The 24,817-nt window shown below is 68.0% G+C and carries 30 protein-coding genes; 6 read left to right on the forward strand and 24 right to left on the reverse strand.

Translation table 11 applies throughout. The features are described 5' to 3' along the window. Positions 1-42 precede the first annotated feature (42 nt). The 13 genes from ptsP to VG556_RS04330 form a co-directional block, all read right to left on the reverse strand. A complete protein-coding gene (gene ptsP, locus VG556_RS04270; protein ID WP_100449566.1) occupies positions 43-1,812 on the reverse strand; it encodes a phosphoenolpyruvate--protein phosphotransferase in 1,770 nt (589 codons plus the stop codon). Between the two features lie 2 nt (positions 1,813-1,814). Continuing rightward, positions 1,815-2,084 carry an HPr family phosphocarrier protein gene (locus tag VG556_RS04275; RefSeq protein ID WP_005408385.1) on the reverse strand — a complete coding sequence of 90 codons (270 nt, stop codon included), beginning with the start codon at positions 2,082-2,084 and terminating at the stop codon, positions 1,815-1,817. Continuing rightward, the gene (locus VG556_RS04280; protein ID WP_032958481.1) at positions 2,077-2,469 is read right to left on the reverse strand and encodes a PTS sugar transporter subunit IIA; all 393 of its coding nucleotides are present in this window, start codon (positions 2,467-2,469) and stop codon (positions 2,077-2,079) included. The genes VG556_RS04275 and VG556_RS04280 overlap by 8 nt, the downstream gene beginning before the upstream one ends. Positions 2,470-2,774: 305 nt before the next feature. Beyond that, positions 2,775-3,659 carry an RNase adapter RapZ gene (rapZ, locus tag VG556_RS04285; RefSeq protein WP_014646231.1) on the reverse strand — a complete coding sequence of 295 codons (885 nt, stop codon included), beginning with the start codon at positions 3,657-3,659 and terminating at the stop codon, positions 2,775-2,777. Positions 3,660-3,686: 27 nt separating this feature from the next. Continuing rightward, on the reverse strand, positions 3,687-4,637 hold the full coding sequence (hprK, locus tag VG556_RS04290) for an HPr(Ser) kinase/phosphatase (protein WP_005408388.1): 951 nt from the start codon (positions 4,635-4,637) through the stop codon (positions 3,687-3,689). After that, positions 4,634-5,086 carry a PTS sugar transporter subunit IIA gene (locus tag VG556_RS04295; RefSeq protein WP_032130191.1) on the reverse strand — a complete coding sequence of 151 codons (453 nt, stop codon included), beginning with the start codon at positions 5,084-5,086 and terminating at the stop codon, positions 4,634-4,636. Before VG556_RS04295 ends, hprK begins: the two co-directional genes overlap by 4 nt. A gap of 21 nt (positions 5,087-5,107) precedes the next feature. After that, positions 5,108-5,425, reverse strand: coding sequence for a ribosome hibernation-promoting factor, HPF/YfiA family (gene hpf / locus VG556_RS04300; protein ID WP_005415556.1), 318 nt, complete (start codon positions 5,423-5,425; stop codon positions 5,108-5,110). A gap of 58 nt (positions 5,426-5,483) precedes the next feature. Beyond that, positions 5,484-6,905, reverse strand: coding sequence for an RNA polymerase factor sigma-54 (locus tag VG556_RS04305; protein ID WP_100449567.1), 1,422 nt, complete (start codon positions 6,903-6,905; stop codon positions 5,484-5,486). Between the two features lie 40 nt (positions 6,906-6,945). After that, positions 6,946-7,665, reverse strand: coding sequence for an LPS export ABC transporter ATP-binding protein (gene lptB, locus VG556_RS04310; RefSeq protein ID WP_005415558.1), 720 nt, complete (start codon positions 7,663-7,665; stop codon positions 6,946-6,948). Further along, positions 7,665-8,231 (reverse strand): lipopolysaccharide transport periplasmic protein LptA, encoded by a 567-nt coding sequence (gene lptA, locus VG556_RS04315; RefSeq protein WP_032959333.1) that lies wholly within the window; start codon positions 8,229-8,231, stop codon positions 7,665-7,667. Before lptA ends, lptB begins: the two co-directional genes overlap by 1 nt. Before the next feature lie 101 nt (positions 8,232-8,332). Further along, positions 8,333-8,908 (reverse strand): LPS export ABC transporter periplasmic protein LptC, encoded by a 576-nt coding sequence (lptC, locus tag VG556_RS04320; protein WP_100449568.1) that lies wholly within the window; start codon positions 8,906-8,908, stop codon positions 8,333-8,335. Further along, a complete protein-coding gene (locus VG556_RS04325) occupies positions 8,905-9,453 on the reverse strand; it encodes a KdsC family phosphatase (RefSeq protein ID WP_014036245.1) in 549 nt (182 codons plus the stop codon). The genes lptC and VG556_RS04325 overlap by 4 nt, the downstream gene beginning before the upstream one ends. Before the next feature lie 67 nt (positions 9,454-9,520). Next, on the reverse strand, positions 9,521-10,522 hold the full coding sequence (locus VG556_RS04330) for a KpsF/GutQ family sugar-phosphate isomerase (protein WP_014646236.1): 1,002 nt from the start codon (positions 10,520-10,522) through the stop codon (positions 9,521-9,523). Between the two features lie 54 nt (positions 10,523-10,576). Between VG556_RS04330 and VG556_RS04335 the strand changes: the two genes are divergently transcribed. The 3 genes from VG556_RS04335 to VG556_RS04345 are packed head-to-tail and all read left to right on the forward strand — an operon-like array spanning position 10,577 to position 12,414. After that, a complete protein-coding gene (locus VG556_RS04335) occupies positions 10,577-10,807 on the forward strand; it encodes a BolA family protein (protein WP_005408396.1) in 231 nt (76 codons plus the stop codon). A 21-nt stretch (positions 10,808-10,828) separates the two neighbouring features. Continuing rightward, positions 10,829-12,100, forward strand: a complete 1,272-nt coding sequence (gene murA / locus VG556_RS04340; RefSeq protein ID WP_423179977.1) for a UDP-N-acetylglucosamine 1-carboxyvinyltransferase — start codon at positions 10,829-10,831, stop codon at positions 12,098-12,100. Next, positions 12,097-12,414: a hypothetical protein gene (locus VG556_RS04345; RefSeq protein WP_032957609.1), complete on the forward strand. Its 318-nt coding sequence runs from the start codon at positions 12,097-12,099 to the stop codon at positions 12,412-12,414. Before murA ends, VG556_RS04345 begins: the two co-directional genes overlap by 4 nt. A 139-nt stretch (positions 12,415-12,553) precedes the next feature. Here the strand turns inward: VG556_RS04345 and VG556_RS04350 are convergent, their stop codons facing one another. From VG556_RS04350 to purM, 7 genes are all read right to left on the reverse strand, one after another. Further along, on the reverse strand, positions 12,554-13,237 hold the full coding sequence (locus tag VG556_RS04350) for a DUF3108 domain-containing protein (protein WP_014036249.1): 684 nt from the start codon (positions 13,235-13,237) through the stop codon (positions 12,554-12,556). Between the two features lie 2 nt (positions 13,238-13,239). Beyond that, positions 13,240-14,073 carry a DUF3108 domain-containing protein gene (locus VG556_RS04355; RefSeq protein ID WP_100449569.1) on the reverse strand — a complete coding sequence of 278 codons (834 nt, stop codon included), beginning with the start codon at positions 14,071-14,073 and terminating at the stop codon, positions 13,240-13,242. A gap of 68 nt (positions 14,074-14,141) precedes the next feature. Further along, positions 14,142-14,801 (reverse strand): phosphoribosylglycinamide formyltransferase, encoded by a 660-nt coding sequence (gene purN, locus VG556_RS04360; RefSeq protein WP_014646240.1) that lies wholly within the window; start codon positions 14,799-14,801, stop codon positions 14,142-14,144. Then, on the reverse strand, positions 14,798-15,460 hold the full coding sequence (locus VG556_RS04365; protein WP_100449570.1) for a DUF2238 domain-containing protein: 663 nt from the start codon (positions 15,458-15,460) through the stop codon (positions 14,798-14,800). Before VG556_RS04365 ends, purN begins: the two co-directional genes overlap by 4 nt. A 41-nt stretch (positions 15,461-15,501) precedes the next feature. Then, the gene (locus VG556_RS04370) at positions 15,502-15,924 is read right to left on the reverse strand and encodes a hypothetical protein (protein WP_049405380.1); all 423 of its coding nucleotides are present in this window, start codon (positions 15,922-15,924) and stop codon (positions 15,502-15,504) included. Then, positions 15,921-16,409, reverse strand: a complete 489-nt coding sequence (locus VG556_RS04375) for a hypothetical protein (RefSeq protein WP_032957615.1) — start codon at positions 16,407-16,409, stop codon at positions 15,921-15,923. The genes VG556_RS04370 and VG556_RS04375 overlap by 4 nt, the downstream gene beginning before the upstream one ends. A gap of 21 nt (positions 16,410-16,430) precedes the next feature. Next, positions 16,431-17,489, reverse strand: coding sequence for a phosphoribosylformylglycinamidine cyclo-ligase (purM, locus tag VG556_RS04380; protein ID WP_057495024.1), 1,059 nt, complete (start codon positions 17,487-17,489; stop codon positions 16,431-16,433). A 99-nt stretch (positions 17,490-17,588) separates the two neighbouring features. On the opposite strand from purM, the gene VG556_RS04385 reads away from it, so the two are divergent. Genes VG556_RS04385 through hda form a run of 3 tightly spaced genes read left to right on the forward strand, consistent with a single transcriptional unit; the run spans position 17,589 to position 20,601 of the window. Beyond that, complete coding sequence (locus tag VG556_RS04385; protein ID WP_100449571.1) at positions 17,589-18,728, forward strand: DUF2066 domain-containing protein; 1,140 nt, start codon at positions 17,589-17,591, stop codon at positions 18,726-18,728. Continuing rightward, entirely contained in the window at positions 18,725-19,894 is a 1,170-nt protein-coding gene (locus VG556_RS04390; protein ID WP_053496371.1) for an AI-2E family transporter, read from the forward strand. Before VG556_RS04385 ends, VG556_RS04390 begins: the two co-directional genes overlap by 4 nt. Further along, positions 19,894-20,601 (forward strand): DnaA regulatory inactivator Hda, encoded by a 708-nt coding sequence (hda, locus tag VG556_RS04395; protein ID WP_014646247.1) that lies wholly within the window; start codon positions 19,894-19,896, stop codon positions 20,599-20,601. Before VG556_RS04390 ends, hda begins: the two co-directional genes overlap by 1 nt. A 528-nt stretch (positions 20,602-21,129) precedes the next feature. Here hda and murU read toward each other — a convergent pair. From murU to VG556_RS04415, 4 genes are all read right to left on the reverse strand, one after another. Next, positions 21,130-21,840 (reverse strand): N-acetylmuramate alpha-1-phosphate uridylyltransferase MurU, encoded by a 711-nt coding sequence (murU, locus tag VG556_RS04400; RefSeq protein ID WP_049408158.1) that lies wholly within the window; start codon positions 21,838-21,840, stop codon positions 21,130-21,132. Beyond that, positions 21,837-22,862 carry an aminoglycoside phosphotransferase family protein gene (locus VG556_RS04405; protein WP_014646249.1) on the reverse strand — a complete coding sequence of 342 codons (1,026 nt, stop codon included), beginning with the start codon at positions 22,860-22,862 and terminating at the stop codon, positions 21,837-21,839. Before VG556_RS04405 ends, murU begins: the two co-directional genes overlap by 4 nt. A gap of 64 nt (positions 22,863-22,926) precedes the next feature. Further along, complete coding sequence (locus VG556_RS04410) at positions 22,927-23,196, reverse strand: GlsB/YeaQ/YmgE family stress response membrane protein (RefSeq protein WP_005415577.1); 270 nt, start codon at positions 23,194-23,196, stop codon at positions 22,927-22,929. 69 nt (positions 23,197-23,265) lie between these two features. Beyond that, on the reverse strand, positions 23,266-24,759 hold the full coding sequence (locus VG556_RS04415; protein WP_032957377.1) for a M20 family metallopeptidase: 1,494 nt from the start codon (positions 24,757-24,759) through the stop codon (positions 23,266-23,268). Positions 24,760-24,817: the final 58 nt, after the last annotated feature.

A 24,817-nucleotide genomic window follows, 5' to 3' on the forward strand; every position in this document is an offset into this window, starting at 1 on the left:
GGGATCTGACCCCAGGCGTGCATGCCCGGCGAGCGGGTGGTGTCAGGGCGTATCGGCCACCAGCGCCAGCCAGCGTTCGATGGCGCGGCGGTCGCGCGCGGCCAGCAGCTTCGGGGCACGGGCGCGCAGCGCACCCAGATCGGCTTCGCGGATGGCGCGGCGCACCTCCAGCAACGTACCGGGATGCAGGCTGAACTCGCTCAGGCCCAGCGCCAGCAGCAACGGGGTCATCCGCGCATCACCGGCCATCTCGCCACAGACCGCCACCGGAATGCGGTGGCGTGCGCCGGTCTCGATCACCATCTGCAACAGCCGCAGCACCGCCGGGTGCAACGGTGAATACAACTCACCCAGCGCCTCGTTGTTGCGGTCGGCGGCCAGCAGGTACTGCACCAGATCGTTGGTGCCGATCGACAGGAAATCGACCAGATCGATGAAGCTCTCCAGCGCCAATGCCGCCGCCGGGACTTCGATCATCGCGCCCAGCGGCACGTGCTCGGACACCATATGGCCTTCGCTGCGCAGCTGTTCGCTCAGCTTGAGCATGCGCCGGCGCACCGCCAGCAGTTCCTCGCGGGTGCTGACCATCGGCACCAGCACGCGCAGCTTGCCGTAGGCCGAGGCGCGCAGGATCGCGCGCAGCTGGGTGTCGGCCACCTTGGGCCGTGCCAGCGACAGGCGCACGCCGCGCAGGCCCAGTGCCGGGTTCTCTTCGTTGCTCAGGGTCAGGCCGGTACGATCAGCCTTGTCCGCACCCAGGTCGAGCGTGCGGATGGTCACCGGCCGGCCGCTCATGCCCAGTGCGGCATCACGGTAGGTCTGGAACTGTTCTTCTTCGTCCGGCAGCTCGTTGCGCTGCAGGAACAGGAATTCGGTGCGGTACAGGCCCAGCCCCTGCGCGCCCAGCGCATGCGCCTGGGTGACGTCCTCCAGCGATTCGGCATTGGCCAGCAAGGCAATGTCGACCTGGTCGCGGGTACGGCTGGGCTTGCTGCGCAGGCGGCCAAGCTCGCGCAGCTCGCGCGCGTGTTCCTTCAGGCGTGCGCGGTAGTCACGCAGGTTGTCGGCCAGCGGGTTGACGGTGATGCTGCCGTCGGCACCGTCGATGATCAGCACGTCGCCGTCGGCGACGCGGCTGAGCAGTTGCGGCACATTGACGATCAGGGGCAGGTGCAGGCTGCGCGCCAGGATCGCGCTGTGCGACAGCGCGCTGCCGGCGGCGGTGACGATGCCGACCACGCCCTGCGCCTGCAGCTGCGCCAGTTCGGATGGGGCGATGTTGTCGCAGACCAGGATCTCGCCGGCCAGGCCCTTCATCACCGGCGGGCGTTCGGGTTGCAGGAAGGCGTGGATGCGGCCGATCACATGGTCGAGATCGTCCATGCGGCTCTTCAGGTAGGCATCGTCCATGCCATCGAAGACCTTGGCCAGGCGGTCACGCTGCAGGCGCAGCGCGTAGCCGGCACTGTACGGGCCGCTGCGGATCAGTTCGTCCAGGCCATACAGCAGCTCGGGGTCGTCCAGCAGCAACGCGTGCAGGTCGAGGAACTCGCCCACTTCCTGGTTCAGTGCGCCATGCAGGCGCTGACGCAGTTCGTGCATTTCCGTACGCGCGGCATCCAGCGCACGGTGCAGGCGGGCCAGTTCGGCCTCGACCTGGTGGGCGGCCACGCGTTGCTCGGCCACTTCCAGTGCATGCGGCAGCCGCACGCGCGCCCGGCCCATCGCCGTTCCGCGCGCCGCGCCATGGCCGGCCAACAGCTGTACCGGCCGTTGGCCGGAAGGGAGCTGGCCAGCGCGTGCGCGTGGCACGCTCAGCTGTCCTCGTCGAAGCGGCGTTCGAACAGGCCCACCACCGCCTCCATCGCGGCGGCTTCATCTTCGCCGTTGATGCGCACGGTGACCGGAGTGCCCTGGCCGGCGGCCAGCAGCATCACGCCCATGATGCTCTTGGCGTTGATCTCACGGCCCTTGGCGGCCATGGTCACGTTGCAGCGGAACGGCGCCAGGGTCTGCACCAGCTTGGCGGTGGCCCGGGCATGCAGGCCCAGGCGGTTGCTGACGGTGAGTTCTCGTTCAAGCATCGTCGACTATCGCTCCATTACGGGTACCCGCCGCGGCTGTGGCGGGCAGTTGATCCAGTCCCTGTTCCGGATAATTCATCACCCGCAGCAACATCGGCAGGCTCAGCGCCGACACCCGGCGAACCGGGGTTCCCAGCCGGGCCAGCTGCCCTGCAAGGTTGGCGGGGCTGGCGCCGTACAGGTCGGTCAGGATCAGCACGCCCTCACCACTGTCGACCCGCCGCAGGGCGGCCGAGGCGAGCGGGAGCAGGGCGTCCATGTCTGCGTCGAACGGTACTTCGAAAGCTTCGGTTTTCAGCGGCAATTGCCGCAGGAGCCGGGTCGCCACGTCAAGCAGGGCGGTCCCGACCCCGGGATGTGTTACGAGGAGAATGCCACAGGTCATTACTGCACGTTAACAGGTCAAGGTGAATCGGCGATAGCAGCAGATGAGGGGCACTGTGTCCCGTATTCAGCGTTATCGGGGTCAGAGCCCTTTTCCCCTGGAAAAGGGATCCGACCCCATGCGTTTTTCGATGCCTGGCAGCGATTCATCCACGCATGGTGTGGATCCATCGTGTCGACCAAGGTCGACACCTACCCACACCGCCCCGCCATCCCACGGAATGCCGCTTTTGCTGTTGCTGTTGCTGTTGCCGGCCAGCGGCCGGCACTACCGACGGGTGCCGGGCGCAGCCCGGCCGGCCACCCTCAATCCTGTTCGCGGTGGTACGTCGCCACGTCCTGCCAGCCCATCTCGCGGGCATGCCGGGCCATGCGCTCGGCCAGGAACACCGAGCGGTGCTTGCCGCCGGTGCAGCCGAACGCCACGGTCACGTAGCTGCGGGTGCCATCACCCAGTTTCGGCAGCCAGGTATCGAGGAAGTCCATCAGCTGGGCCAGGTAGCGCTGCACGTCCGGTTGCGCTTCCAGGTAGTCGCGTACACCCGGTTCGCGGCCGCTGAGCGCACGCAGGTCCGGATCCCAGTGTGGATTGGGCAGCACCCGCGCATCGAACACGAAGTCCGCCTCGGCGGGTACACCGCGCTTGTAGGCGAATGATTCGAACAGCAGCGACAGGCCGGTGGCATGGTCCATCGCGAACTCGGTGATGATCCGCCGCCGCAGTTGGTGCACGTTGAGGTTGCTGGTATCGATCACCGCATCGGCCTCGCGGCGCAATGGCGCGGTCAGCTCGCGCTCGCGGGCGATCGCCTCGGGCAATGACAGGCCCAGCTGGCTCAGCGGATGGCGGCGGCGGGTGTCGGCATAGCGCTTGAGCACCGTTTCGTCGCTGGCCTCGAAGAACAGCACCTTCACTTCCACGCCGGCGTCGGTGGCCAGCTGCCGCCAGTCGCCCAGCTGGCTCAGGTCGGCCTGGCCGCGCACGTCGATGCCCACCGCCAGCCGGCGCGGCGCGCTGCCGTCGTGGTTGGCCAGCAGGCTGCGCACGAAGTCCGGCAGCAGGTGGATCGGCAGGTTGTCCGAGCAGTAGTAGTCCTGATCCTCGAAGGTCTTCAGGGCGACGGATTTACCCGAGCCGGACAGGCCGCTGACGATGATCAGGGTCGGGGCGGAGGGGGTGGCGGTGCTCATGGACAGGCTCTTCGAGGGGCAGGGGAATCAGGGTGTTCGCCGTTCCAGCAGATTGCTGTGGCGGGCGATGAACATCGCTGCCGGATCAATGCCCTTGGTGCGCAGGATGTGCAGGCGGGTGGCGGCTTCGGTCAGCACGGCCAGGTTGCGGCCGGGCATCACCGGCAGGGTGATCAGCGGAACGTCGAGGTCCAGCACATGGCGGGTGCCCGAGTCGCCGGTCAGGCGCTCGTAGCCATGCGGGGTGGGTTCGGTCATCGGCTTGGTCAGGTGGACGATCAGCCGAAGGTACTTGTTCTTCTTTACAGCCGTGTCGCCGAACATCTCGCGCACATTCAGCACGCCCAGGCCGCGCACTTCCAGCAGGTCCTGCAGCAGTTCGGGGCAGGTGCCGTCGAGCACGTCCGGGGCGATCTGGGTGAATTCGGGCGCATCGTCGGCCACCAGGCGATGGCCGCGGCTTAGCAGCTCCAGCGCCAGCTCGCTCTTGCCCGACCCGGCCTCACCGGTGATCAGCACGCCGATGGAATAGATCTCCATGAACACGCCATGCAGGATCACCCGCGGCGCCAGCGTGCGCGCCAGGTGGTAGGACAGGTGGTTGAGCAGTTCGTGGCCGCGCTTGGGCGACAGCCACAGTGGTGTACCGGATTCATCGGCGGCCGCGCGCAGGTCTTCCGGGCACGCCTGGTTGCGGGTCAGCACCAGCGCCAGCGGATGCGACTGCATGATCTTCTCGATGGTCTCCCAACGCTGGCGGGGTTCCAGCGCGTCCAGCCAGGACAGTTCCTCGGTGCCCAGGATCTGCACCTTGTTGGGATAGATCGCATTGAGGTAGCCGGCCAGCGACGGACGCCGCGAGACCGTGTTGCCGGCCTCCAGCTCGCGTTTCTCACCGGATTTGCCAGCGGCCCAGCGCAGCCCCAGCCGCTCGCGCTGCTGTTCGAACAGTTCACGGGCGGTGATGCTGGTATTCATGCGGCACTCGCAGGTGGGGTCATGTCCAGCGCCTCGCGCAGCGCCCGGGCATCGCCGGCTTCGCGCAGGGCCTGGCGGATGTCCGGTGCGGAAAACAGCTCGGCCAGCTCGGACAGCAGCATCAGGTGCTGGTGGGTGTAGTGGGCGGGGACGGCCATCGCGAACACCAGGTCCACCGGTTCGTCGCCGCCGAAATCGACCGGGGTCGCCAGTCGCAGCAGGGCGCCACGGGGGCGGTCCAGGGTCGGCGCGCGGCCGTGGGGGATGGCGATGCCGTGGCCGATCGCGGTGCTGCCCAGGGCTTCGCGCTGGCACAGGTTCAGATAGATCTGTTCGGCGTTGGCCTGGCGGCAGGCCAGCAACCCGGCGGCGGCCTGCAGGACGCTGTCACGGTCGGTGGCCGTGCAGAGCTGGGTCTGCACGGCCGCCAGGAGGTCAGTCAGGGGCATGTCTGCGGGGAACGGTGGCGATCAGCCACCATTGTCGCCCACCGGCAGCGGTGCGTGCTGCTGTTTTTTCTCCTTGTGCTTGATGACCAGGCGGTCAAGCTTGTCCGCAAGCAGGTCGATCGCGGCATACATGGTCTGGCCGCCCGCCTCGGCGTGCAGGGTCTGCCCCGGAATGTTGAGGCTGGCGTCGACGTGGTGTTCGGTCTTCTGCAGCTTGAGGGTCACCCGCGCTTCGCAGTGCTGGTCGAAGTGTTTTCCGATCCGGGCCAGCTTCTCCTCTACATAGGACTGCAGGGCCGGGGTGACTTCGACGTCTTTGCCAAACGTTTCGATGCGCATCGGGTTTCTCCTGTGTTCGGATGTGCCAATGAACCTCTCCGCCGGGCGCGGCGGCGCGTCAAGCGATTCTGACCCTTTCGTGCGAGGCGGAAATGTTCATGGCTTCACGATACTTCGCCACGGTGCGTCGCGCTACTGGAATTCCCGACGATTTGAGCAGGTCAGCCAGCTTGGCGTCAGAAAGCGGCTTGCGCGGGTTCTCGTCGTCGATCAGGCGGCGGATCATCGCCTGGATGGCCGTGCTGGACGCCTCGCCACCGCCTTCGGTATCGATGCCCGAGGCGAAGAAGGCGCGCAGCGGCAGGGTGCCGCGCGGCGTGCGCACGTGCTTGCGGGCGATCGCGCGCGACACCGTGGATTCGTGCAGGCCCAGCTCGGCGGCGATCTCGCGCAGGGTCAGCGGGCGCAGCGCCTGCTCGCCGAATTCGAGGAAGCCGGCCTGTTGCAGGATCAGGCTGCGCACCACCCGCAGCAGGGTTTCGCCGCGCTGCTGCAGGCCCTTCAGCAGCCAGCGCGCCTCCTGCAGCTGGCCGCGCAGGTAGCCGGCGTCGGCCTCGCCACAGCGGCGGATCAGCTGTTCGTAGCCACGGTGGATCACCACCTTCGGCCCGGCATGGGCCGCCAGCGCTGCGCGCCAGATGCCGTTCTGCCGCCACACCACCACGTCGGGCACCACATAGGTGTCCTGCGACAGCGGCGCGATCTGCGTGCCCGGACGCGGGTCCAGCGAGCGCAGCAGCGCGACCGCCGTCTCGACCTCGTCCAGCGGCTGTTTCAGTTCATGCGCCAGCCCGGAGACGCCACTGCGCGGCAGCCGTTCCAGCGGGCCTGCGGCAATCTGTCGCGCCAGCGCCAGCCCCGGCGTGTCGGCAGGCAACACGTCCAGCTGCAGCTGCAGGCACTCGCCGAGCGTGCGCGCGGCAACGCCGACCGGGTCGAAACGCTGGATGCGATGCAGCACCGCGAGGATTTCATCCTCACCGGCATGGACCGCCGGCAGCAGGGTTTCGGCGATGGTGGCCAGCGGTTCGCGCAGGTAACCATCGTCGTCCAGCGCATCGATCAGTGCAGCGCCGATGCTGCGGTCATGCGTGGAAAGATGCGACAGGTGCAGCTGCCACAGCAGGTGGTCGGCCAGCGTTTCGGTTTCCGCCACGCGCTCGGCGGCACTGCCGGTGTCATCGTCATCGTCGAAGCTGCCACCACTGCCGGCGGCACTCCAGTCGAGTTCGGCCGGCGCCCAGTCGTCGCCGTTGTCGGTGCGTTCGGCGGGCGCGTCGGCCTCGGTGCTGTCGCTGCCCTCATTGGCGGCACTGCTGTCGTTGCTGTCGGCCCAGTCCAGCAGCGGATTGCTCTCCACGGCCTGGGCGATTTCAAGCTCCAGCTCGGTCGTGGACATCTGCAGCAGCTTGATCGCCTGCTGCAGCTGGGGCGTGAGCACCAGCTGTTGTCCCAACGATGTCTGCAGCCGAGTCTTCATGCCTGTGCCGAACGGAAGGAAAGGGACCCGGCGCCTGCGGTCACAGCTTGAAGGAGTCCCCAAGGTAGACGCGACGTACGTCGGCGTTGTCCAGGATCGCCTCCGGCGAGCCCTGGGCCAGCACGGTGCCCTCGGCGAGGATATACGCGCGGTCGCAGATTCCCAAGGTCTCGCGCACGTTGTGGTCGGTGATCAGCACGCCGATGCCACGCTGCTTGAGATGGGTGACGATGCGCTGGATTTCACCCACCGAGATCGGGTCGACACCGGCAAAAGGTTCGTCGAGCAGGATCAGGCGCGGCTGCGCGGCAAGTGCGCGGGCGATCTCGCAGCGACGACGTTCGCCACCGGACAGGCTGGCGCCGAGCTGGTCGGCCACATGGCCCAGCTGCAGCTCGTCGAGCAGGCTGTTCAATTCGCGTTCGCGGCCGGCCGAATCCAGGTCTTCGCGAAGCTCCAGTACCAGGCGGAGGTTGTCGGCCACCGTCAGCTTGCGGAACACCGACGGCTCCTGCGGCAGGTAGCCCACGCCCTGCTTGGCACGGGTGTACATCGGATCGCTGGTGATGTCCTTGCCGTCGAGCACGATGCTGCCGGCATCGGCGGCGACCAGGCCGACGATCATGTAGAAGCAGGTGGTCTTGCCGGCACCGTTGGGGCCGAGCAGGCCCACCACTTCACCGGCGTCGAGGGTCAGCCCGAAGTCCTTCACGACTTCGCGCTGCTTGTAGCGCTTGCGCAGGCCCTTGGCGACGAGCATTACTTCTTGCTCCCGGCCGGCTTGGCCGACGTGCTGGCCGGCGCCGCCGCCTTGGGCGTGGCCGCCGGCTGTGCCGCCGCGTTCTTGTTCTTCGGCGGAATGACGGTGCGCACGCGGCTGCCATCGCCACCGGAATTCATTTCGCCGCTACGGGTGTTGTAGACCATGCGCTGGCCGGCATTGGTGCCGCGCGCGCTGGTGACCTTGTAGTTGCCGGTCAGGGTGATGATCTCGGTCTTGATGTCGTAGTCGATGCGATCAGCCACCGCGTCCATCCAGGTGCCATCGTCGAGCTGCTGCTTCATCGTGGCCTGCTTGCCGGTGAACACCGCACGCACGGCCTCGCCGTCCTTCAGGTAGATCTCGGCTTCGGACGAGCGGATGTCCAGCGAGCCCTGGGTGACGGTCACGCCCTGCGAGAGCACGGTCTTGCCATCGCCGGTGAGCACGCCCGACTGCGCGCCGGAGTCGATGTTCATGTTCTCGTTGCGGTCGGTGGACTTGGCAAAGGCAGCGCTGGGAACAAGGAGACCGAGCGCGAGTACGGCTGCAAAGGGAATCTTCATCGGGGTCCGTTCTACCGGTGGGGCCACCCGGGAAACCGGGGGCGGATGGGTGGGCTGCCTGCCTTGCGCCTGTCCGGGGACGTCGCAGGAGGGCGGCGGAATCAGCGTCGGGGCGTGTAACGGCCCTTGGACTGGCTGAGGAAATGATACGTGTTGTTCTTCGAATCCACCTCGAAGCCAACGCCGGACTGTTCCATGCCGGGGCGGGTCATGGTGACCAGCGCATCGGTGCGGGCACGGTTCTCCTTCGGGAACACGTCCAGGTGGTCGGTGCGGAAGGTGGTCGGCACCACGCCCGGATCGGCCGGGCTGTCGCCGGCGACGTTGCCGCGCAGCTTCATCTGGTCGCCCTTGGCGCTGAGCCAGCCAGTCTCGGCACGCAGGGTCCAGTGCTTGCCATCCTTGTCCGGCATCTCGAACAGCGGCGTGGCGATGTTGATGGTCTGGTCGCCACGCTGGCGCTCCAGCAACGGTGCGCGCAGGGTGGTCGATTCCTTGCCGTGCTCATCCAGGGCGACGACCTGGAAGTCGTGCAGGACGTAGTCCACGCCGACATCCTGGCCGGCAGTGGCCGGACCCTTGTCGCGGTTGTGCAGGGCCGCCCAGCTGCTGAGCAGGGCCGCCAGCAGAAGGCCGATGCCGAGCAGGGTGCGCCAGTTCAGGCTCGGCAGGTTCATGCGCCGAACCTCGCCAGGACCGCGTCCACATGGCCCTGCGCGGCCAGCAGGATGTCACACAGCTCACGGGCTGCACCACGTCCGCCATCGGCGCGGGTCTGCCAATGCACGCGCTCGGCGATCCACGGGTGGGCGTTGGCCGGCGCCACCGCCAGGCCGACCGCGCCCAGCGGTGCCAGGTCAGGCAGGTCGTCGCCCATGAAGGCCACCTGCTCCAGGCCGATGCCGTGCTGCGCACACAGCGCCTGCACGCTGGCCAGCTTGTCGCCCACGGCGATCTGGGTATCGATGCCGAGGTCGGCGCCGCGCCTGAGCGCGGACTGGCTGTTGCGCGCGGTGATCAGCACGGGGTGGATGCCGTGCTGCTGCAGCAGTTTCAGGCCCAGGCCATCCTGCACGAAGTACGCCTTGCTCTCGTTGCCGTCCTTGTCGTAGTACAGCCGACCGTCGGTGAGGGTGCCGTCCACGTCGAAGCAGGCCAGGCGGACGCGGGCCGCGGCGGCATGCAGGTGGGCGGGGAAGGCGGGCAGGGGGGACCAGGGCATCAGGGTGGCAGGCTCGGTGGATTCGGGTTGGGACGGTACAGACTGAATGGGGTCTACGGACTGTCGGTTAAACCACCCGGGCCCGCAACAGGTCATGAATGTTCAGGGCACCGACCGCCCGGCCCTGGTCGTCAACCACGATCAGGCCCGTGATCTTGTGGGTCTCCATCAGCCGGGCAGCCTCCACCGCCAGCTGGTCGGCGCCGATGGTACGTGGGTTGCGGGTCATCACATCGGCGATCTTCGCGGTGCGCACGTCCAGCGCGCTGTCCAGCGCCCGGCGCAGGTCACCGTCGGTGAACAGGCCGATCAGCACACCGTCGGCATCGACCACGGCGGTCATGCCCAGCCGCTTGCGGCTCATTTCGACCAGCGCCTCGCTGAGGCTGGCGTCGGCCCCCACGCTGGGCAGGTCCTCCCCGGTGTGCATGACGTCGGTGATATGCAGCAGCAGGCGGCGGCCGAGGCTGCCGGCCGGGTGCGAGCGGGCGAAATCGTCGGCGGTGAAGCCGCGTGCGTCGAGCAGGGCCACGGCCAGCGCATCGCCCATCGCCAGCGAGGCGGTGGTGCTGGAGGTCGGCGCCAGCGCCAGCGGGCAGGCCTCGGCCGGCACGCTGACGTCCAGGTGGATATCGGCGGCGGTGGCCAGGCTGGACTGCGGGCGGCCGGTCATGGAAATCAGCACGTTGCCCTGGCGCTTGAGCACCGGCAGCAGCATCAGCACTTCGTCCGATTCGCCCGAATAGGACAGGGCCAGCACCACGTCGGCCTCGGTGATCATGCCCAGGTCACCATGGCCGGCTTCGCCCGGATGCACGTAGAACGCGGGAGTGCCGGTGGAGGCCAGCGTAGCGGCGATCTTGCGGGCGATGTGCCCGGACTTGCCCATGCCGGTGGCGACCACCCGGCCGCGGCTGGCCAGGATCGCCTGGCAAGCCTGCTGGAAGGCCTCGCCGAGGCGGTCGGCCACGGCATCCAGCGCCTGCCGCTCGATCTCGAAGACGCGGCGGCCGCTGGCGACCAGGCCGGCAGGGTCGACGGAACGGGGGGGCAACAGGGATTCGGCCATGCGGACGCCACGCAGCGGAAGTAGAATGGAGGCACATTTTATTAGGAAAGCCCGTTGGACGCCGACACCATCCGCAACCTGATCGAAACCGGCCTGCCCGGCGCCCGCGCCGACGTGCAGGGCGACGATGGCGTGCATTTCGAAGCGACCGTGGTCTGCGAGGCCTTTGCCGGCAAGATGCCGCTGGCCCGCCACCGGATGGTCTATGCCACCCTGGGCGACCTGATGGGCGGCGCGATCCACGCGCTGGCGCTGAAAACCGTGACCCCGGCCGAAGCCGGCTGAACCGCAGAAGATCCCGAATACATGGCCAAGATCGTTGTGACCGGCGGCGCTGCGCTGCACGGTGAAGTGAGCATCTCCGGCGCCAAGAACGCCGTCCTCCCCATTCTCTGCGCGACCCTGCTGGCCGATGCGCCGGTGGAGATCACCAACGTGCCGCACCTGCACGATGTGGTCACCACGGTGAAGCTGCTGGGCGAACTGGGTGCCAAGGTCACCATCGACCAGGGCACGCTGTCGCGCGGCAGTGCGATCGTGGTCGACCCGCGTCCGGTCAACCAGCATGTTGCCCCGTACGAGCTGGTCAAGACCATGCGCGCCTCGATCCTGGTGCTGGGCCCGCTACTGGCCCGCTTCGGCGCGGCGGAAGTGTCGCTGCCCGGCGGCTGCGCGATCGGCTCGCGTCCGGTCGACCAGCACATCAAGGGCCTGCAGGCGCTGGGCGCCGAGATCGTGGTCGAGAACGGCTTCATCAAGGCCACGGCCAAGCGCCTGAAGGGCGGCCATTTCACCTTCGACATGGTCAGCGTTACCGGCACCGAGAACGTGCTGATGGGCGCGGTGCTGGCCGAAGGCACCAGCATCCTCGACAACTGTGCGATGGAACCGGAAGTGACCGATCTGGCGCATTGCCTGATCGCGCTGGGCGCGAAGATCGAAGGCCTGGGCACTGCCCGCCTGGTCATCGAAGGCGTCGAGCGCCTGTCCGGCGGCCGCCATGAAGTGCTGCCCGACCGCATCGAGACCGGCACCTTCCTGGTGGCTGCGGCGATGACCGGCGGCAAGGTCACGGTCAACCGTGCGCGCCCGAACACCATGGACGCGGTGCTGTCCAAGCTGGTCGAAGCCGGTGCGAAGATCGAGACCACCGACGACACCATCACCCTGGACATGCAGGGCAAGCGGCCGAAGGCGGTCAACCTGACCACCGCACCGTACCCGGCGTTCCCGACCGACATGCAGGCGCAGTTCATGGCGCTCAACTGCGTGGCCGACGGCGTCGGCGTGATCAACGAAACGATCTTCGAAAACCGTTTCATGCACGTCAACGAGTTGCTGCGCCTGGGCGCGGACATCCAGGTCGAAGGCCACACCGCCATCGTGCGGGGCAGCGAGCACCTGAGTGGCGCACCGGTGATGGCCACCGACCTGCGTGCCTCGGCCTCGCTGATCCTGGCCGGCCTGATGGCCAGCGGCGAGACCACCATCGACCGCATCTACCACCTTGACCGTGGCTACGAGAACATCGAAGAGAAGCTGTCTTCGCTCGGTGCCACCATCCGGCGCGTGCCATGATCCTGCGCGGCAAGTTCAGCCCGCGTCGCAAGGCGCTGCTGGCGCTGGTGCTGATCGTGCTGGCGTGGCTGGGCTACGCCTGGTACGCCAACATCGCCATCACCCAGGGCATCGAGCAGAAGGACATGGACTGGAATGGCGATGGCACGGTCTCGCGCGACGAGATCATCGAGTCGTTCTATGCGGTTGCGGTGAATGACAGCCAGGATGGCAACCGCCATTGCCGCACCTTCGTCTGGCGCAGCACCGGCGAGCAGATCCGCGTGGACTGCCGTACCGAGTTCAAGCCGGCGGCGGCCGAAGAAAAGAAGTAAGAAAAACGCCCGCGAAAGCGGGCGTTTTCTTTTCGCGGGGCCCGGGGTCGGATCCCTTTCCATCGGAAAGGGCTCCGACCCCAGCCACACAACCGGGGTCAGAGCCCATCCCCGAGGGGATGGGATCCGACCCCGGCACTCAGTTCATCGCCTTGATGGTCAGGTCCAGGGCATCGCGGTCGTTCTCCCGCTGCAGCATGCGCGCCGGCACCGGGAACTCCGGCACGATCCAGGCGATCAGCTCCTTGTTGCCGTCGGCACGCGAGACCTTGGTCGCTTCGTAGCTCTTGCCGCCCACGGTGATCGACTCCTTGCCGATCACGCGGTAGGTCATGTTCTTGATGCGGCCTTCGTCGACCATGCGATAGGTCAGCGGCTTGCCGGCGGCGAGGTCACGGGCGATCGCCAGGTTGATCAGCAGCGCGTCCATGTCACCGGATTTCAGTGCGATAGGTCCAGCGCGGTCCGGCTTGATGTCGCCGGTCCAGGTGGCCTGGTTGCTGGTCCAGTTGTAGTTGGCCTGCACGTTGCGCTTCTTCACCAGCAGCGCCGAACGGTCCTGGCTGCTGAGCGGACGCAGCTGGCCGCGCACTTCTTCGAACACGGTGCTCTGGCTCAGGTCGGCCAGCTGGTTCTTCACCTGCAGCGTGTAGCGCCACTTGTTGGCACCCTCGCTGCTCAGCGTCATGCTGCCATTGGCCTGCATGCCCATGTAGCTGGCCAGGTAATCGGCCTTGAACGGCTGCAGGGCCATGGCCGGCAGGCTGGCCACCGACAGCGCGGCTGCAGCGATCCAGGTGAGGGGGCGGGTCAGGGTGCTCATGCTCAGACTCCTTGGTATTCGATCAGGCGCAGATCGACGCGGTCTTCGCCGTCTTCGCGTTGCAGGATGCGCACCGGGGTGGGGACACCGTTGGCGATCCAGAGGATGGTTTCGTTGTTGCCGCCGTTGGTCCGGTAGACCCGCAGCGCGTTGTAGGACAGGTCGCCGACCTCGACGTTCTCGGTCTGCGGCGCGGCCTGGTAGTCGTGCTGGCGGACCTTGCCCATGTCCACGTAGCGGTAGTGCATGGTGGCACCCGGACGGGCATCCCGCATGATCGCCAGGTTGATCAGCAGGGCGCTCTGGTCGCCCGGCTGCAGCGGAATCGGCTGCGCACGCTTCTTCTCGACGTCGCCGGTCCACTGCGCGGTACCGGCCTGCCAGTTGTACGTGCCGACCGCCTTCTTGCCCAGGAACAGGCCCTTGCGCACCGTGCTCTGGCTCAGCGGTGCATAGGCGCCGGCGCGCTCCTCGAACACCGTGCTCTGCTCGATGTTCAGGCCCAGCACGCTGGCAAAGCCGCGGCGGCCGACCACCTGCATGTCGACCCGCCACTGGTTGCCGCCGGTATGGGTGACCTGCATGCTGGCGTCGCCGGCCTCCTTGCCTTTGTAGAAGGCCTGGTAGGTGGCGCTGAACGGCTGCAGCGGCGGCGGTTCCCACGCCAAGGCCGGCAGGGCCGGGGCCGCCGCTTCGGCCGGCGGTTGCACCGCTGGCAGCGGCGCCGGAGCCGGAGCCGGCGAGGCGGCAGGCGCCTGCGCCTGACCCCAACCCACGCCGGGAAGCACGACAAGCGACAGCAGCAGTGAAGTGGACAGCAGGGTCGTGATCTTCATGGAAGAGAGGAGCCGCAGGAGGTGGGCAGGATGCCAGCCCCGCAGTCAGCGGGGCGTGTGCGTGGGCGTTACCGGTTCAGGTTCCCGGCGGAATCTAGGGCCAGCGGGCTAAACAGGGGGTGACCGTCCAGTTGCGGCTGGCCCTCCCGTTCAGTCAGGCGGCCGGCGCACAGCAGCTGCAGCGTGGCGATCAGCAGGGGATGCTCCACCGCCAGCACACGCGCGGCCAGGGTGTCGGCGTCATCGCCGGGCAGCACCGGTACCCGCACCTGGGCCAGCACGGCGCCGGCGTCCAGCTCGGGTACGACCAGGTGCACGCTGGCACCGTGCTCGGCATCGCCTGCATCCAGTGCCCGCGCATGCGTGTCCAGCCCCTTGTGCAGCGGCAGCAGTGACGGGTGGATGTTGACCAGGCGGCCATTGAAGCGCTGCACGAAGGCGGCGCCGAGTATGCGCATGTAGCCGGCGCAGACGATCCAGTCCGGTGCGACCGCGGCCAGTGCGTCGCCCAGTGCCTGCTCGTAGGCGGCGCGGTCCTGGAATTCCTTCGGCGCATGCGCCCAGCGCAGGTTGGCGCTGACCCGCTGCAGCGCGGCGGCGGCCGGGCGGTCGGAAAATACGCCGACGACCTCGGCGCGCAGGCGTCCCGCAGCGATGGCATCGAGGATGGCCTGCAGGTTGCTGCCGCGGCCGGAGGCAAGCACGGCAATGCGGGTGGGCGCGGTCATTGCGGGGTACTCCGGCGGATCAGCGGCCAGGTCAGCACGCTGCCCACGGTGGCCATCAGCATGTCGGCATGGGCGTCCCACATGTCGCCCTGCTGCCCGTTGTAGGCCTCGGCGGCGTCCGGCGACAGGGCGAGCGCGATGGCCCATTCGAACCACTCGTAGACCAGGCTGGCGCACATCACCGTCATCACCGCCAGGGTGAAGGCCTGGCCGCGGCGCAGCGCCGGCCAGGCGTGACGTGCCAGCTGCAGCAGTGCCGGCGTGAAACAGACGCCGAACAGGAAGTGGATGAGGCGGTCGAAATGATTGCGCTGCCAGCCGAACGCCGCATTCGGCGACCAGCCGATCAGCGCCTGCGTCCACGCGTCGTAGGGAACGTTCGAGTACAGCCAGCGGGCGGCCACACAGTGCAGCGCGATGAAGCCGCAGATCGCGATGAAGGCACCGTTGCCCAGCCAGCCACCCCGGCGGTCGACCCACAGCAGGGCGCCCAGGCCGATCACGGTCAGCGTGCTGTGCAGCGCCTGCTCGGTGGGCCACAGCGGCTGGATCCAGCTGACCGCGAATACCGCCAGTACGGCAGCGAAGGCCAGCTTCTTGGGGCGCGAGAAACGGAAGGCGCTGGGCGAAGCGGTCGTGGGGAGGGCAGGCGCGGACATGGGAAGTCGATCAGGAAAGGGCGGGGCGTCTGCCGGCAAGTTCAGACGCGGAGATGGTCGCCGCGGTCGAACAGGGCGGCCATGTCAGGCTTGGACAGGAACACCCAGGCATAGGCGGTCAGGGCCATGCCCAGCGGGCCGGCCAGCACCGCCAGCCAGGCCGCGCGCTGGCACCAGGCCAGCCCGGTGCGGCGCGACAGCAGGCGCGCGGTGTGCAGCTGCACGAAGCCCAGCGCGGCAGCCAGCACTGAAACGACGCCGTACACGGTGGCCAGTACCGCGCCATCGTCCAGCCCGCGCGAGCTGGCAACCAGGCCGATGAAACCGAGGAAGGCCAGCGCGGCCATCCAGTGGAAAACCGCCAGCGCGTAGAACAGCACCTTCAGCGTCTGCAGGTGGCTGCCCAGCTGAAGGTGCGCCAGGGTCTGCTGCGGCAGCGGCGGCGGTGCGCCCGGGCTCGTCATGCCGCCGTGCCCGCTGTGTCGAACGCGGCCTTGACCTGCGGACGCAGCAGCGTGATCAGGCTGAGTACTCCCAGCACGGTACCGATCGGCGTGAACAGACAGGCCAGCCCGGCCACGATCAGGCACAGCAGGTAGCGGCGGCGGCGGGCCAGGCAACGGCCGGCGTAGGCCACGAACGCGCCCAGGGTGACGCCACCGAACACGATGACACAGCCGATCACGACGAACATCCAGCCGAACACGCGCTGTTCGGCCGGCGACGAGGGCTGGCCGCCGGAGTTCATCGGCAGGTTGCCGGTGAGCGCGGTGACGCCGAGCACGATGTGGACGATGAAGATCAGCGAGAACAGCGCGATCAGGCCGCCGACCACGTAGTGCGCGATTGACAGCATGCGCAGGTGGTCGGCGTCCTGGGGGCTGAACGCCGGTACCGCCGTCGTTGGCGGCGGCACGGGGGTAGGGGGCAGCGGGGGCATTGCGTCCATGCGGGCTCCTCGGGGCCGGGTTCAGCCGATGTGGACGCGCTCGGCGCCTTCAGCAGTGACCACCTGGCCGATGGTCCAGTGGTCCAGGCCCTGCGCCTTGACCGCCTCGGACACGGCGGCGACCTGGTCGGCTGCCACGATCAGCACGAAGCCGATGCCGCAGTTGAAGGTGCGCCACATCTCGCTATCGGCCACGGCACCTTCCTTCTGCAGCCACTGGAACACCGGCGGCAGGGTCCAGGACGAGGCCTGGATGTCCAGGCCGAGGCCGTCGGGCACCACGCGGATGATGTTCTCGGTCAGGCCGCCACCGGTGATGTGGGCCATGCCGTGGATGGCGGCACCGTGCGACTTCAGCAGCGCCAGGATCGGCTTCACGTACAGGCGGGTCGGTGCCATCAGCGCGTCGACCAGCTTCACGCCGCCCTCCAGCTCCAGGTCGGCCGGGCGGCCGGCGCGGTCGTAGATGCGGCGCACCAGCGAGTAGCCGTTGGAGTGCGGACCGGACGAGGCGATGCCGATCAGCACGTCGCCGGCGGCCACGCTGGCGCCGTCCTTCAGCTCGCTCTTCTCGACCGCGGCGACGGTGAAGCCGGCCAGGTCGTACTCGCCCGGGGCATACATGTCGGGCATTTCAGCGGTTTCGCCGCCGATCAGCGCGCAGCCGGCCTCGGTGCAGCCGTTGGCGATGCCGCCCACGACCGCTGCGGCGGTGTCGATGTCCAGCTTGCCGGTGGCGAAGTAGTCCAGGAAGAACAGCGGCTCGGCACCCTGCACCAGCACGTCGTTCACGCACATGGCGACCAGGTCGATGCCGATCGTATCGTGGCGGTTCAGCTGGTGGGCCAGCTTCAGCTTGGTGCCCACGCCATCGGTACCCGACACCAGCACCGGCTCGCGGTACTTGTTGGACAGGTCGAACAGGGCGCCGAAGCCGCCCAGGCCGCCCATCACTTCCGGGCGGAAGCTGCGCTTGACCAGGGGCTTGATCCGCTCGACCAGCGCGTTGCCGGCGTCGATGTCGACACCCGCGTCACGGTAGGTGAGGGGGGAAGGGGCGGAAGACGGGGTGTTGGTCACGGGCGTCGGCGCTGGCAGGGGTTGAATGAGCGATTTTAACAGGCCGCATTGGCGCAAAGGCCGTATTCGGGCAACAATTCCCCCGGATTCGTCGAGCCAATGGATGTCCTGATGCGCCGCAGCCTGATTCTGACCCTGCTCCTTGCACTGAGCCTGCCGGTGGCCACGATGGCCCAGAGCGGCCTGCGCACCGAGGGAGATGTCGCCACCGCTTCGGGGGCCTACGAGGCCGAAGTGCCCGTCAACAGCCAGGCCGAGGCCGATCGCAACGGTGCCCTGGCCCGTGCCCTGAGCGTGGTGCTGGGCAAGCTGTCCGGCGACCGCAACGTGATGTCACGCCCCGGCGTGGTGCAGGCGCTGCGCAATGCCAAGGACTACGTGGCCAGCTACGACTACAAGCAGGACCAGAGCGTGGGTGCCAGCGGCGCACCGAGCTTCCGGACCCTGCTGGTGGCCCGCTTCCGCGAGGACGATGTCGATTCGCTGGTCTCGGCGCTGGGCCTGCCGCTGTGGCCGCAGCCGCGACCGAAGCCGGTGCTGTGGCTGGCCGTCGACGACGGCAGTGGCCCGCGCCTGGTCAGCGTGCAGCAGGCCAATGCCGCCCGCCCGCTGCTGAACCGCGCCATCGAGCGGGGTTACAAGCTGGGCCTGCCCAGCGGCGGTGCTGCCGAACAGGCCCTGGCCGGTGCCATCTGGCGCCAGGACAGCGCGGCCGTGGCCCGTGCCTCCTCGCGCTACTCGCCGCCGATGCAGCTGATCGGCAAGCTGTACCGCGCCAACGGTGGCTGGCAGGCGGACTGGGTGTTCGTCGACAACGGCCGCGAACTGAACAAGTGGACCAGCAAGGACGCCAACGCCATGCGCGCGATGGCCGCCGGTGCCGACGGTGCCGCCGATGCGCTGGTCAAGCGCTATGCCAAGGCCGGCGTGGCCGTCGGCCAGGCCGGCACCTACCGCCTGGTGGTGACCGGCATCAACAGCGCCGATGACTACCTGCGGCTGGCCGCTGGCCTGCGCGAGGTGCCGGTGGTGCGCAACGTCACCCCGCTGCACGCCACGGCCGGCCAACTGGAGCTGAGCGTGGAGATGACCACCGGCCTGGCCGGCTTCAACCGCATGCTTGGCGACAATGGCGTGCTGGTGCCAAGCGCGCCGCTGCCGGCCCTGCCGACCCCGATCGATGACACCACCGGTGCCCCGGTGGCCGCGCCGGTCAGCAACGAGTACCGCCTGCGATGATCCTGAGCCCGGAAGCTGAAATCGCGCAGTTCCTGCGCCGGCTGAAGTACATCCTGTTCGCCGGCCTGATCGGCTGGGTGGTGTGGCTGCTGGCGCCGATCCTGACCCCGTTCGTGCTGGCACTGGCGCTGGCCTGGCTGGGTGACCCGCTGGTGGACCGCATCGAGGCCACCGGCCGCTCGCGCATGACCGGCGTGGTGCTGGTGTTCGCAGCGATGGTGCTGGTGATCGTGGCACTGCTGCTGGTGCTGGTGCCGATGATCGAGCGCCAGATCACCACCCTGATCGCGGCCGCGCCGCAGGCGCAGGCGTGGCTGATGCAGACCGGCATCCCCTGGTTCGAGCACAAGACCGGCCTGGAAGTGATGCAGTGGCTGGACCCGGACCGCCTGATCGAATGGGTGCGCAGCCATTGGCAGCAGGCCGGCGGCTTCGCCACCACGTTCATGGGCTACGTCTCGCGTTCGGGCTTTGCGATGGTGACCTGGGTGGTCAACATCCTGCTGCTGCCGATCCTGGCGTTCTACTTCCTGCGCGACTGGGACAAGCTGGTCGAGCGGGTGGCCTCGGTGATCCCGCGCAACCACATCGGCACCATCAGCGCGCTGGCGCGTGAGTCCAACGAAGTGCTGGGGGCGTTCATCCGCGGCCAGTTCCTGGTGATGCTGGCATTGGGCGTGATCTACGCCGGTGGCCTGTCGCTGGTCGGCCTCAAGCTGGGCCTGCTGATCGGCCTGATTGCCGGCCTGATCAGCTTCATCCCGTACCTGGGCGCGACCACCGGCGTGCTGATGGCGGTGATCGCCGCGCTGGTGCAGGCGCAGGGCTTCGACCTGAAGCTGCTGATCCTGGTCGGCGTGGTGTTCACCGTGGGCCAGCTGCTGGAAAGCTACGTGCTGACCCCGCGCATCGTCGGCGACAAGATCGGCCTGCACCCGGTGGCGGTGATCTTCGCGGTGATGGCCGGCGGCCAGCTGTTCGGCTTCCTCGGCATGCTGCTGGCGCTGCCGGTAGCGGCGGTGACCAACGTGCTGCTGCGCTATGCCCACCAGCGCTATCGGCAGAGCGAACTGTACGTGGGCGAGAAGCCGGCGATCGTGCTTGATGGCGTGGTCGACGCGCCCCATATCATCGTTCCGGACGACAAGGGCCCCGACCTGAAGTGATGGGTGTGCCGCAACTGCCGCTGGCCCTGCATTACCCGCGGGACCAGCGCCTGGAGACCTTCATCGGCGCGCCGGATGGCGCGCTGGCGCAGCTGCGCGCGATCGCAGTTGGCGCCAGCCACGACTGGGTCTACCTGGAAGGTGCGGCGGGAACCGGCAAGACCCACCAGGCGCTGGCGATGTGCTCCAGCGCCGAGCAGGCCGGACGGTTGCCGACGTACGTGCCGCTGGCCAGCGCCGCCGGCCGTGTCCGTGCGGCGCTTGATGGGCTGGAAGCGCGCGAACTGGTGGCGCTGGACGGCCTGGACGAGGTTGCCGGCAACCGCGAGGATGAGATCGCGCTGTTCGATTTCCACAACCGTGCGCGCGCTGCGGGCGTGACCGTGCTGTACACGGCACAGAAGGCGCCGGGCGAACTGGGCCTGGTGCTGCCGGACCTGCGCTCGCGGCTGGGCCAGTGCGTGCGCGTGCTGCTGCAGCCGCTGGATGAGGAAGGGCGGGCGGCCGTGCTGCGCGAGCGTGCACTGCGACGCGGCCTGGCCATCGACGAAGCGGCCATCGAGTGGCTGCTGTCGCACACCGGCCGTGAGCTGGGTGGATTGATCACCCTGCTGGACTGGCTGGACCGCGAATCGCTGGCGGCGAAGCGGCGGATCACCGTGCCGTTCCTGCGCCAGGTGCTGGAAGAAGGCCGGCCTCGTTACTGAGGGATGTTGTTCGGCAGGGCTGCGCCCTGCACCCGCGGTAGTGCCGGCCGCTGGCCGGCAACTTCAACAGCAACGTCAAAAGCTGGCTTCCTGAGGGGAGGCGGGGTGGCTCAGGTTGCGGGGGACGGCGCAAGTACGTCCCTGTAGCCTCGATCGCGCCATCCATGGCGCTCACGCCCCCGCAACCTGAGCCACCCCGCCTTCGACAGGTTCCCGCGATCTGCCTGGTCTCTGTACTGCACTGCTGTTGGTGGGTGTCGACCTTGGTCGATACGTGTCTTGCTTATGGTGGGTGACGACCGTTGGTCGTCACCAGAGCGAAGCGACCCGCTTTTGCTTTTCTTTCTTTCTTCCGTGGCTGGACGCCCACGGAAACTGTCTGAGGCCGGGCGGGGTGGGTTCGCGGGGGTGTCCGCGGCATGGATGCCGCGGCCAAGCCCCCAGGGACGGGTTCACGGCGTCCCCCGCGAATCCACCCCGCCCGGCCAAGCAAGGCTACTGCTCTCAAAACGTCCAACCACGAGGGGCTCAGCCGTTCGCCGCCAACTCCGCATCCAGCGCGCGCAGGCGATCCACGGTGCCGACGTCGGTCCAGCGCCCGCGATGGTGCTGCCCGGTCATCAACCCCTGCGCCATGAAGTGCTTCTGCAGCGGCACCACCGAGAACTTCGGTGGCAGTCGCTCGCTGCCCGGCGCATCGCCGATCACCGCGCGCCAGTCGGCCACGATCGAAGGACGGTACACGCCGATGCCGGCATAGGTCAGGCATGGTCCTTCGCGGTCGTGGTGCAGGAACCCCTGTGCATCCAGGCGGTAGTCACCATTCGGGTGCTGAACCGGATTGTCGACCAGCACCAGGTGCGCCTGGCCCTGCGGCTCGCGCGGCAGCGTGGCGAAATCGAAATCGGTCCAGATGTCGCCGTTCACTACCAGGAACGGGGCATCGCCCAGCACCGGCAGGGCGTTGAGGATGCCGCCGCCGGTTTCCAGCGGGGTCTGCCCTTCGTACAGGAAATGCAGGCGCAGGCCCCACTGGCTGCCATCGCCAAGCGTCGCCGGGAACTGTTCGGCCAGCCATGCGGTGTTGACCACCACCTCGCGCACGCCGAGTGCGGCCAGGCGTTCCAGGTGCCAGACGATCAACGGCTTGCCAGCCACTTCCAGCAGCGGCTTGGGCGTGTGCAGGGTCAAAGGGCGCATGCGCTCGCCGAGGCCGGCGGCAAAGACCAGTGCCTTCATCGGGCTACGCGCATCGGTGCACCCAGCTCGGCCAGCGCCGGCTTGATGCGGTCGTCCAGCAGCTGCTGCAGCGGTGCCAGCTCGCGGTAGCGCGGCAGCACTTCATCCAGATAGGTGATGAAGCGCGGTGCGTCGTCGAGGTAATGGCCCTTGTTGTCGCGGTAACGCAGCCGGCAGAACAGGCCCAGGATCTTCACGTGGCGCTGGATGCCCATCCAGTCGGCATCGCGCAGGAAGGTGGCGCGGTCGGGCACCGGCAGGCCGGTGTCGCGGGCGCGCTCGTGATACTGCGCCAGCCATTCGTCCACGCGTTGCAGTGGCCAGCTCAGGAAGGCGTCCTTGAACAGGCTCACCGCATCGTAGGCGATCGGGCCGCGCACCAGGTCCTGGAAATCCAGCACTGCGGGGCCGTCGTCGACCGGCATCAGGTTGCGCGGCATGTAGTCGCGGTGGGTCATCAGCTGGGCCTGGCCCAGCGCGTTGTCCATCAGGCGGCGATGCACCAGCTGCAGGCCTTCGATCTCGCCGCAGTCCAGTTCAAGGTTCAGGTGGCGCTGCAGGAACCATTCGTCGAACAGGCCGGCATCGCGCTGCAGCAGTGCTTCGCCGAACTGGCCGAAGTCGGCCGGCACCGGGATCGCCTGCAGGCGCAGCAGCTGCTCGATCGAACGACCGAACCATTCGTCAGCGTTGCGCTCGTCGAGGATCCTGGCCAGGGTCGGGCCGCCGAGATCTTCCAGCAGCAGGAAGCCGGCATCCAGGTCCTGCGCGAGCAGCATGGGCACGCGCAGACCGTTGTCGTGCAGCAGGCCGCGCATGCGCAGCCACGGCCGCGGATCTTCCAGCCCCGGCGGGGCGTCCATCACGATGTGGCTGCCGCGCGTGCTGGTGGTGCGCCAGTAGCTGCGCATGCCGGCGTCAACCGAAGCGCGTTCGACCACCGCGTTGGCATCATCGAGCTGGGTACGGGCCCACTGCAGGCGCTGCGCGCTGCGCTGGGGATCGGAGGCGGGTTCGGTCATGCGGGCATATCCGGGCGCGCCGGGCGCGCCAACGTCGGCAACAGGAAGGGAAGGGGGAGCGGCGTCAGCGGCGACCGCTGAACAGGCGCAGGACGGCCAGCACGGCCACCGCGCCCACCACCGCGCCGAGGAAACCGGCCGGTTCGCCGGGGGCGTACCAGCCCATGTACTGGCCGAACCAACCGGCCAGCAGGGCACCAAGGATGCCCAGCACGATGGTCAGCAGGCAGCCCATGCGGTTGTTGCCGGGCATGAAGAAACGCCCGAGCAGGCCGACGAAGAAGCCGACCAGCAGGATGTACAGCCAGCTGCTGCTGCCGAACAGACCATTCATGCGCGCGGATTCCGCTTGAGTGTGGACGCAGCCTAGCAAGGCCAGGCTGCGTCCGTCACGAGTGCCGGATCAGCAGCAGCCGTGGTCGCCGTGGCGGGTGCCGCTGTCGGCAGCCACCGGCGAGCCGCTGGTCTCGCCGCGCAGGCTGGCGGCGTAGTGCTCGCTGATCACCTTGGACACGCAGGCGGTGACCTTCTTGCCCATCGGGATGTGCAGGAACTCGTTCGGGCCATGCGCATTGGAGTGCGGGCCGAGCACGCCGGTGATCATGAACTGCGCGCCCGGGAACTTCTCGCCCAGCATGCCCATGAACGGGATCGAGCCGCCTTCGCCCATGTACATCGCCGGCTTGCCGAAGAAGGCCTGGCTGGCGTCGTCGATGGCCTGGGTCAGCCACGGCGCCATCGCCGGGGCATTCCAGCCGGTGGAGGCCTTTTCCAGGTCCAGGGTGACCTGCGCGCCGTTCGGCGGGTCGCGCAGCAGTGCTTCCTTCAGCAGCTCGCCGCAGGTCTTGCCATCGGCGGTCGGCGGCAGGCGCAGCGACAGCTTCACCGAGGTCTGCGGACGCAGCACGTTGCCGGCCGATTCCAGCGGCGGCATGCCACCGACGCCGGTGACCGACAGCGCCGGGCGCCAGGTGCGGTTGAGCACCAGCTCGGTCAGGTCCTCGTTCATGGGGCGCAGGCCGTCGACCATCGGGAACTTCTCGAAGATCTCGGTATCCACCACTTCGGCGGCACGCTTGGCCTGTTCCAGGCGCTCGGCCGGGATCTCCACGTTCATGCCGTCGATCAGGATGCGGCCGGTGTCCTGGTCTTCGATGCGCGAAAGGATCTGGCGCAGCAGGCGGAAGCTGGACGGGATCACGCCGGAGGCATCGCCGGAATGCACGCCTTCGTTGAGCACCTTCACGGTGAAATTGCCGCCGGTCAGGCCGCGCAGCGAGGTGGTGCACCACAGCTGGTCGTAGTTGGCGCAGCCCGAATCCAGGCAGACCACCAGCGACGGCTTGCCGATGCGGTCGGCCAGGTGGTCGACGTAGGCCGGCAGGTCATAGCTGCCGGACTCTTCACACGCTTCGATCAGCACCACGCAGCGGGCGTGCGGCAGGCCCTGGGCCTGCAGTGCCAGTACCGCAGCCAGCGAGCCGAAGATCGCGTAGCCGTCGTCCGCACCGCCGCGGCCGTACAGCTTGTCGCCGCGCAGGACCGGGGTCCACGGGCCGAGGTCGTCGTCCCAGCCGGTCATTTCCGGCTGCTTGTCCAGGTGGCCATAGAGCAGGATGGTGTCGTCGCCGGTTTCGGCGCCGGTAGCCGGAATTTCCAGGAAGATCAGCGGGGTACGGCCTTCCAGGCGCACCACCTCAACCTTCAGGCCGGGCAGCTGCTGGGCCTTGGCCCAGTTCTCCATCAGGGTGACCGCCTGTTCCATGTAGCCGTTCTGCACCCAATTGGCGTCGAACATCGGCGACTTGTTGGGAATGCGGATGTAGTCGACCAACTGCGGGACGATTTCGCTGTCCCACTTGTCATTGACGAATTGGCCGAGCTTGGCGCTGTCCATCTGAAACTCCGGTTGCATGGGCTGATCCGGCCATTCTACGCCTGTGCCGCGGGTAGGG

It is taken from the genome of Stenotrophomonas sp. CASM106 (assembly GCF_049384825.1).
GTDB classification, from domain to species: Bacteria; Pseudomonadota; Gammaproteobacteria; order Xanthomonadales; family Xanthomonadaceae; genus Stenotrophomonas; species Stenotrophomonas muris.

What these genes read in the sequence shown, in the direction of transcription:
- VG556_RS04275 (WP_005408385.1), bottom strand. Translation starts at nt 2,084, where the DNA reads ATGCTTGAACGAGAACTCACCGTCAGCAACCGCCTGGGCCTGCATGCC.
- VG556_RS04280 (WP_032958481.1), bottom strand. Translation starts at nt 2,469, where the DNA reads ATGACCTGTGGCATTCTCCTCGTAACACATCCCGGGGTCGGGACCGCC.
- rapZ (WP_014646231.1), bottom strand. Translation starts at nt 3,659, where the DNA reads ATGAGCACCGCCACCCCCTCCGCCCCGACCCTGATCATCGTCAGCGGC.
- hprK (WP_005408388.1), bottom strand. Translation starts at nt 4,637, where the DNA reads ATGAATACCAGCATCACCGCCCGTGAACTGTTCGAACAGCAGCGCGAG.
- VG556_RS04295 (WP_032130191.1), bottom strand. Translation starts at nt 5,086, where the DNA reads ATGCCCCTGACTGACCTCCTGGCGGCCGTGCAGACCCAGCTCTGCACG.
- hpf (WP_005415556.1), bottom strand. Translation starts at nt 5,425, where the DNA reads ATGCGCATCGAAACGTTTGGCAAAGACGTCGAAGTCACCCCGGCCCTG.
- VG556_RS04305 (WP_100449567.1), bottom strand. Translation starts at nt 6,905, where the DNA reads ATGAAGACTCGGCTGCAGACATCGTTGGGACAACAGCTGGTGCTCACG.
- lptB (WP_005415558.1), bottom strand. Translation starts at nt 7,665, where the DNA reads ATGCTCGTCGCCAAGGGCCTGCGCAAGCGCTACAAGCAGCGCGAAGTC.
- lptA (WP_032959333.1), bottom strand. Translation starts at nt 8,231, where the DNA reads ATGAAGATTCCCTTTGCAGCCGTACTCGCGCTCGGTCTCCTTGTTCCC.
- lptC (WP_100449568.1), bottom strand. Translation starts at nt 8,908, where the DNA reads ATGAACCTGCCGAGCCTGAACTGGCGCACCCTGCTCGGCATCGGCCTT.
- VG556_RS04325 (WP_014036245.1), bottom strand. Translation starts at nt 9,453, where the DNA reads ATGCCCTGGTCCCCCCTGCCCGCCTTCCCCGCCCACCTGCATGCCGCC.
- VG556_RS04330 (WP_014646236.1), bottom strand. Translation starts at nt 10,522, where the DNA reads ATGGCCGAATCCCTGTTGCCCCCCCGTTCCGTCGACCCTGCCGGCCTG.
- murA (WP_423179977.1), top strand. Translation starts at nt 10,829, where the DNA reads ATGGCCAAGATCGTTGTGACCGGCGGCGCTGCGCTGCACGGTGAAGTG.
- VG556_RS04345 (WP_032957609.1), top strand. Translation starts at nt 12,097, where the DNA reads ATGATCCTGCGCGGCAAGTTCAGCCCGCGTCGCAAGGCGCTGCTGGCG.
- VG556_RS04350 (WP_014036249.1), bottom strand. Translation starts at nt 13,237, where the DNA reads ATGAGCACCCTGACCCGCCCCCTCACCTGGATCGCTGCAGCCGCGCTG.
- VG556_RS04355 (WP_100449569.1), bottom strand. Translation starts at nt 14,073, where the DNA reads ATGAAGATCACGACCCTGCTGTCCACTTCACTGCTGCTGTCGCTTGTC.
- purN (WP_014646240.1), bottom strand. Translation starts at nt 14,801, where the DNA reads ATGACCGCGCCCACCCGCATTGCCGTGCTTGCCTCCGGCCGCGGCAGC.
- VG556_RS04365 (WP_100449570.1), bottom strand. Translation starts at nt 15,460, where the DNA reads ATGTCCGCGCCTGCCCTCCCCACGACCGCTTCGCCCAGCGCCTTCCGT.
- VG556_RS04370 (WP_049405380.1), bottom strand. Translation starts at nt 15,924, where the DNA reads ATGACGAGCCCGGGCGCACCGCCGCCGCTGCCGCAGCAGACCCTGGCG.
- VG556_RS04375 (WP_032957615.1), bottom strand. Translation starts at nt 16,409, where the DNA reads ATGGACGCAATGCCCCCGCTGCCCCCTACCCCCGTGCCGCCGCCAACG.
- VG556_RS04385 (WP_100449571.1), top strand. Translation starts at nt 17,589, where the DNA reads ATGGATGTCCTGATGCGCCGCAGCCTGATTCTGACCCTGCTCCTTGCA.
- VG556_RS04390 (WP_053496371.1), top strand. Translation starts at nt 18,725, where the DNA reads ATGATCCTGAGCCCGGAAGCTGAAATCGCGCAGTTCCTGCGCCGGCTG.
- hda (WP_014646247.1), top strand. Translation starts at nt 19,894, where the DNA reads ATGGGTGTGCCGCAACTGCCGCTGGCCCTGCATTACCCGCGGGACCAG.
- murU (WP_049408158.1), bottom strand. Translation starts at nt 21,840, where the DNA reads ATGAAGGCACTGGTCTTTGCCGCCGGCCTCGGCGAGCGCATGCGCCCT.
- VG556_RS04405 (WP_014646249.1), bottom strand. Translation starts at nt 22,862, where the DNA reads ATGACCGAACCCGCCTCCGATCCCCAGCGCAGCGCGCAGCGCCTGCAG.
- VG556_RS04410 (WP_005415577.1), bottom strand. Translation starts at nt 23,196, where the DNA reads ATGAATGGTCTGTTCGGCAGCAGCAGCTGGCTGTACATCCTGCTGGTC.
- VG556_RS04415 (WP_032957377.1), bottom strand. Translation starts at nt 24,759, where the DNA reads ATGGACAGCGCCAAGCTCGGCCAATTCGTCAATGACAAGTGGGACAGC.